Source organism: Pseudochrobactrum sp. AO18b (assembly GCF_000409565.1).
Classification (GTDB): domain Bacteria; phylum Pseudomonadota; class Alphaproteobacteria; order Rhizobiales; family Rhizobiaceae; genus Pseudochrobactrum; species Pseudochrobactrum saccharolyticum.
Genome location: NZ_ANNO01000485.1, coordinates 1 through 4,720 on the forward strand (window position 1 = coordinate 1; position 4,720 = coordinate 4,720).

Genomic DNA, 4,720 nt, shown 5'->3' on the forward strand with positions numbered 1-4,720 from the left:
GCGTAACGTCAGCTCCATGCAGGGTTTCAGCCTTGAGGCATGGGCGCAATTTTCTGAAACCGGCAAACATTCCGCAGCCCCGTCCACAGACGGTATTACTGCGAACAAATCCTATAATCCGTTTCTTTCTTATGCCTATCTTTCCGCGCTGGAAGATTCCGGCTGCGTCGGTGAAAATACCGGCTGGCTGCCCTGCCATATGCGCCTTGAAACACAACAGGGCGTATTGCTGGCCGCAGCTCCTGCCTATCTGAAATCCCATAGTCAGGGTGAATATGTGTTCGACCACGGCTGGGCTGAAGCCTTTGAGCGTGCCGGTGGTCAATATTATCCCAAGCTCCAGCTGGGTATTCCGTTCACTCCGGCAACGGGCGCGCGCCTGCTGACCGCAGAGAATAATCCGGAACTGCGCCGCCTGCTTGCCAGTGCCGTTGCGCAATTCACTGATCAGAACCAGTTGTCCTCGGCGCATGTAACCTTTGCTGAAATGCCGGACATTCAGGCTCTGACTGAGACTGGATTCCTGCATCGCAAGGATCAGCAGTTTCATTTCAAAAACAATGGCTTTCAGGAATATAATGATTTCTTAGAAGAACTTGTTTCCCGCAAACGCAAAGCCTTAAAGCGCGAACGCCGCGAAGCTCTGAGCAATGGCATTTCCATTGACTGGCTGACCGGCTCCGATCTGACAGAAGACATCTGGGATCAGTTCTACGCATTCTATATGGATACCGGCAGCCGCAAATGGGGGCGTCCATATCTCAATCGTGAGTTCTATTCGCTGATCGGCGAGCGCATGGGTGATGATATTGTACTGATCATGGCCAAGCGCGGCGGGCACTATATTGCAGGTGCGATCAATTTCATCGGCGGCGACCGGCTGTTCGGCCGTCACTGGGGCTGTATCGAAGATCACCCGTTTCTGCATTTCGAAGTCTGCTATCATCAGGCAATTGATTATGCGATTGCACATAAATTATCGGTAGTGGAAGCCGGTGCACAGGGGGAACATAAGCTGGCACGCGGCTATGAGCCTGTGACCACCCATTCCGCCCATTATATCAGCCACCCCGGCTTTCGTGATGCTGTGGCGCAATATTTGCACCGCGAGGTCCGCGAAGTCGAAATGAATAACAGCTATTATACGGAACACAGCCCGTTCCGTAAATTCCATCAATCTGAATAGGGAGCCATCCATGACCACGCCTTATGCCAGCGACAATATTTTCGCCAAGATCCTGCGCGGCGAAATTCCGAGCCATAAGATTTATGAAGATGATGATGTCTATGCATTTATGGATGTGATGCCGCAGGGCAAAGGCCACAGCCTTGTCATCCCGAAACAGGGTTCACGCAACCTTCTCGATGCAGACAGTGCCGTGCTGGCCAAGCTGGTTGCTGCCACGCAGAAAATAGCCGTTGCGGTGAAGAAGGCTTTTGATGCCGATGGCGTCACCGTCATGCAGTTTAACGAACCGGCGGCAGGCCAGACCGTTTTCCATCTACATTTCCATGTCATTCCGCGTTTTGAAGGCGTTGCCCTGACCGGTCATACCGGCAAGATGGAAGATCAGGCTGTTCTTGCTGAAAACTGTCAGAAGATTATCGCAAGCCTTTAATCTATAAGACTTATATCTCTGCACAGAGCATTATAAAATAAGAAGTCCTGCGAGCAGCAGGGCTTCACCGGTCAATACACCGACCAGAATACGCTGCCCCGCCAGCAGGAACGCCCCGAATCCAAGAATGGCAGAACCAGCCCGCAGCCACATCGGCGAATTCGCAAGTTCTCCCGTCGGATAGAGAATAAGCTGGGCAATCACGCCCGCCACCAAGGCTGTCGCCACACAGCGCACCAGCACCAGAGCTTGCGAATCCTCGCGCATTTTGCCGCCAACCAGCACGCCGAGAAAGCGCCAGATATCCGTCGCCAGCGCACCGGCGATCAGGATGAACAGATACGGCCACCACCATGTATCAAAGCTTACGAAATTCATGACAGCACTTCTTTCTGAGCCTCTTTCCGGCGCAAATTCTGCACATAGAGATGGAAACAGAAGGCCACCGCACCGCCGGTCAGGCCGGTGAGCAACAGATCATAGCCCGGCGCAATGGCATGCATCACCGGAAAGATCAGCAAGCCGCTCAGCAAGGCCGCTTTACCCGCCTGCTCACGCGATGAGCGCCAGAGTGAGGTGAGAAAATACATCGGTGTCAGCATGAAAAGCGCTGCAAACAACAGCGGCGGAAAACTGGCAGAAAGCAGATAAATCAGCGCCACAACAGCCGCATTGGTCAGCACCAGTGTCACGCCGATACCGGCAAAATAGCTGGTGCGCAGATCGCGCGGAATATGGCGCAACTGTTCCATTGCCATGACCCATGCGGTCACCGCCACAAAATGCGAGAGAAACAGCAAAGTGATCTTGCGCGAACGCGGCCCTTTAAGCTCCGGCAACAAGGCCACAACCATCGGCATCAGACGCACGGAGGACAGTGCCACAGCCAATGCAGCGGCGGCCATAGAGCTACCTGCGGAAATCGCACCGATCAGAACCACTTTGGCGGGCAGAGCCCAGATCGTCAGCGTCATAAACACTGCCTGCCCCATGGTAATACCGCTCTCAATGGCCAGACCGGAAAAGCCGATAAAAGAGCTGATCAGCAGCAGCGCCGGTATGCTGAATATGTTGCGCGCACCACGTCCGAACCATTGCACCCGCTCCGCAAAGGATGAAACGGCATCAGCATTATAGCCGTCTGCATTATGATGCGCTTTTAGTAACTGCGGCGCAGACTGGCTTACAGGCGGCTGATGATCTGGCATGGGAAACTATCTTACATATAAATGTCAGCATATATGACATTATTGTTAGACCCAGCCCATGTGCTTTGCAATGCTGTCAAAAGCAGTCATTCGTAACAGGCATGAAGTTCTTATCGTCAAGCCTGTTATGCATAGTCCGTTCAAGACACATGAATGTAAAATCGCGACAGAATGACCTTATCAAAGACAAAGCTGGCAAAAGCCTCCGGTAAGAGATAAGCCCTTTTGGCAGAGCAGTTTACGTTTAGGTTAATCTTCAACTTCTGCCCATACGCCGATACTGCGTATTAACAGCATACAATACATATGCGACTAACTCTCTGGCTCCTCCCTGTCAGAGATCCTTCGAATATAGGTTTCCCATGCTAGAAGATCGTATCCGCAATTCCTCCCTGCAAGATAAAGTTGTGACACCTGCCGAGGCCGCAGCCCTTATCAAAGACGGGATGACAATCGGCATGAGCGGTTTTACCCGTGCCGGCGATGCCAAAGCCGTGCCGGTTGCCATGGCTGCGCAGGCTAAAGACACACCGTTCAAAATCACCCTGCTCACCGGTGCATCGCTCGGCCATGATGTCGATAAAATCCTCACCGAAGCCGGTGTGCTTGCCCGCCGTATGCCGTTTCAGGTTGACCGCACTTTGCGAGCCGCCATCAACCGCGGTGAAGTGATGTTTATCGACCAGCATCTTTCTGAAACTGTTGAGCAATTGCGCTCCAATCAGATCGGGCCGGTTGATTATGCGGTTATTGAAGCCATTGCCATCAATGAAGATGGCGGTGTTATCCCGACAACTTCCATTGGTAATTCGGCCAGTTTCGCCATTCTGGCAAAGAAAGTGATTGTTGAGATCAATCTCAGCCACTCTCTGGCACTGGAGGGGCTGCATGATGTCTATATTCCGACCAAGCGCCCGTCCCGCGATCCGATTCCGGTTGTGTCCTGTGAAAGCCGCATCGGCACGCCTTATATTCCGATCCCGCCTGAGAAAATCGCAGCGATTGTTATCACGGAACAATCGGACAGTGCTTCACTGATTGAACCGGCAGACAGTGAAACATCGGCCATTGCCGGACACCTGATTCATTTCTTTGAAAGCGAAGTGGAAAAAGGCCGTCTCGACCTGTCACTCAACCCGCTGCAGGCCGGCATCGGCACGATTGCCAATGCGGTTTTGACCGGCCTCGTGGACAGTCCTTTCCATCATTTGCGCATGTATAGCGAAGTGTTGCAGGACAGCACATTCGATCTGATGGATTCAGGCAAGCTCACCTTTGCTTCGGCCTCCTCAATCACACTCAGTCAGGCTTGCGGCGAGCGCGTTTTCGGTAATTTCGACCGCTACAAAGACAAGCTTGTGCTGCGCCCTCAGGAAATCAGCAATCATCCGGAAGTAATCCGCCGCCTCGGTATTATCGGTATCAACACCGCACTGGAATTCGACATTTACGGCAATGTGAATTCCACCCATGTGGCGGGTACACATATGATGAACGGCATCGGCGGCTCGGGCGACTTTGCGCGCAATGCCTTCCTGTCGGTTTTCGTCACCAAATCGGTAGCTAAGAATGGTGCGATTTCCTCAGTCGTGCCGATGGTGCCGCATGTCGACCATACGGAACATGATGTGGATATTCTGGTGACAGAACACGGCCTTGCCGATCTGCGCGGTCTTGCTCCGCGTGAACGCGCATCCGTGATTATCGAGAATTGTGCCCATCCGGATTACCGCCCGCAATTGCGCGACTACTTTGCCCGCGCCTGTGAGCGTGGCGGCCAGACCCCGCATATTCTTGAAGAAGCCATCTCATGGTATGCGTTGAAAGAGAAAACCGGTACGATGCTGAAGAGCTGATCCGGCTTTCAGCATATAGGTTCTGCCAATAAAAAAG

At 52.9% G+C, this 4,720-nt stretch carries 5 protein-coding genes; 3 read left to right on the forward strand and 2 right to left on the reverse strand.

Annotation, left to right across the window (positions count from 1 at the left end; translation table 11 throughout):
* Positions 1-16 precede the first annotated feature (16 nt).
* The gene (locus A918_RS21010) at positions 17-1,186 is read left to right on the forward strand and encodes a GNAT family N-acetyltransferase (protein WP_084664903.1); all 1,170 of its coding nucleotides are present in this window, start codon (positions 17-19) and stop codon (positions 1,184-1,186) included.
* Positions 1,187-1,196: 10 nt separating this feature from the next.
* A complete protein-coding gene (locus tag A918_RS0118055; protein WP_022712403.1) occupies positions 1,197-1,619 on the forward strand; it encodes an HIT family protein in 423 nt (140 codons plus the stop codon).
* Positions 1,620-1,649: 30 nt separating this feature from the next.
* Here A918_RS0118055 and A918_RS0118060 read toward each other — a convergent pair whose 3' ends face one another.
* Positions 1,650-1,997 carry an AzlD domain-containing protein gene (locus A918_RS0118060; RefSeq protein ID WP_022712404.1) on the reverse strand — a complete coding sequence of 116 codons (348 nt, stop codon included), beginning with the start codon at positions 1,995-1,997 and terminating at the stop codon, positions 1,650-1,652.
* Positions 1,994-2,662 (reverse strand): AzlC family ABC transporter permease, encoded by a 669-nt coding sequence (locus A918_RS21015; protein ID WP_245257359.1) that lies wholly within the window; start codon positions 2,660-2,662, stop codon positions 1,994-1,996. Before A918_RS21015 ends, A918_RS0118060 begins: the two co-directional genes overlap by 4 nt.
* 527 nt (positions 2,663-3,189) lie before the next feature.
* Between A918_RS21015 and A918_RS0118070 the strand changes: the two genes are divergently transcribed.
* Positions 3,190-4,683, forward strand: coding sequence for an acetyl-CoA hydrolase/transferase family protein (locus A918_RS0118070; RefSeq protein WP_022712406.1), 1,494 nt, complete (start codon positions 3,190-3,192; stop codon positions 4,681-4,683).
* The last annotated feature ends 37 nt before the right edge of the window (positions 4,684-4,720 follow it).

What these genes read in the sequence shown, in the direction of transcription:
- A918_RS0118055 (WP_022712403.1), top strand. Translation starts at nt 1,197, where the DNA reads ATGACCACGCCTTATGCCAGCGACAATATTTTCGCCAAGATCCTGCGC.
- A918_RS0118060 (WP_022712404.1), bottom strand. Translation starts at nt 1,997, where the DNA reads ATGAATTTCGTAAGCTTTGATACATGGTGGTGGCCGTATCTGTTCATC.
- A918_RS0118070 (WP_022712406.1), top strand. Translation starts at nt 3,190, where the DNA reads ATGCTAGAAGATCGTATCCGCAATTCCTCCCTGCAAGATAAAGTTGTG.
- A918_RS21010 (WP_084664903.1), top strand. Translation starts at nt 17, where the DNA reads ATGCAGGGTTTCAGCCTTGAGGCATGGGCGCAATTTTCTGAAACCGGC.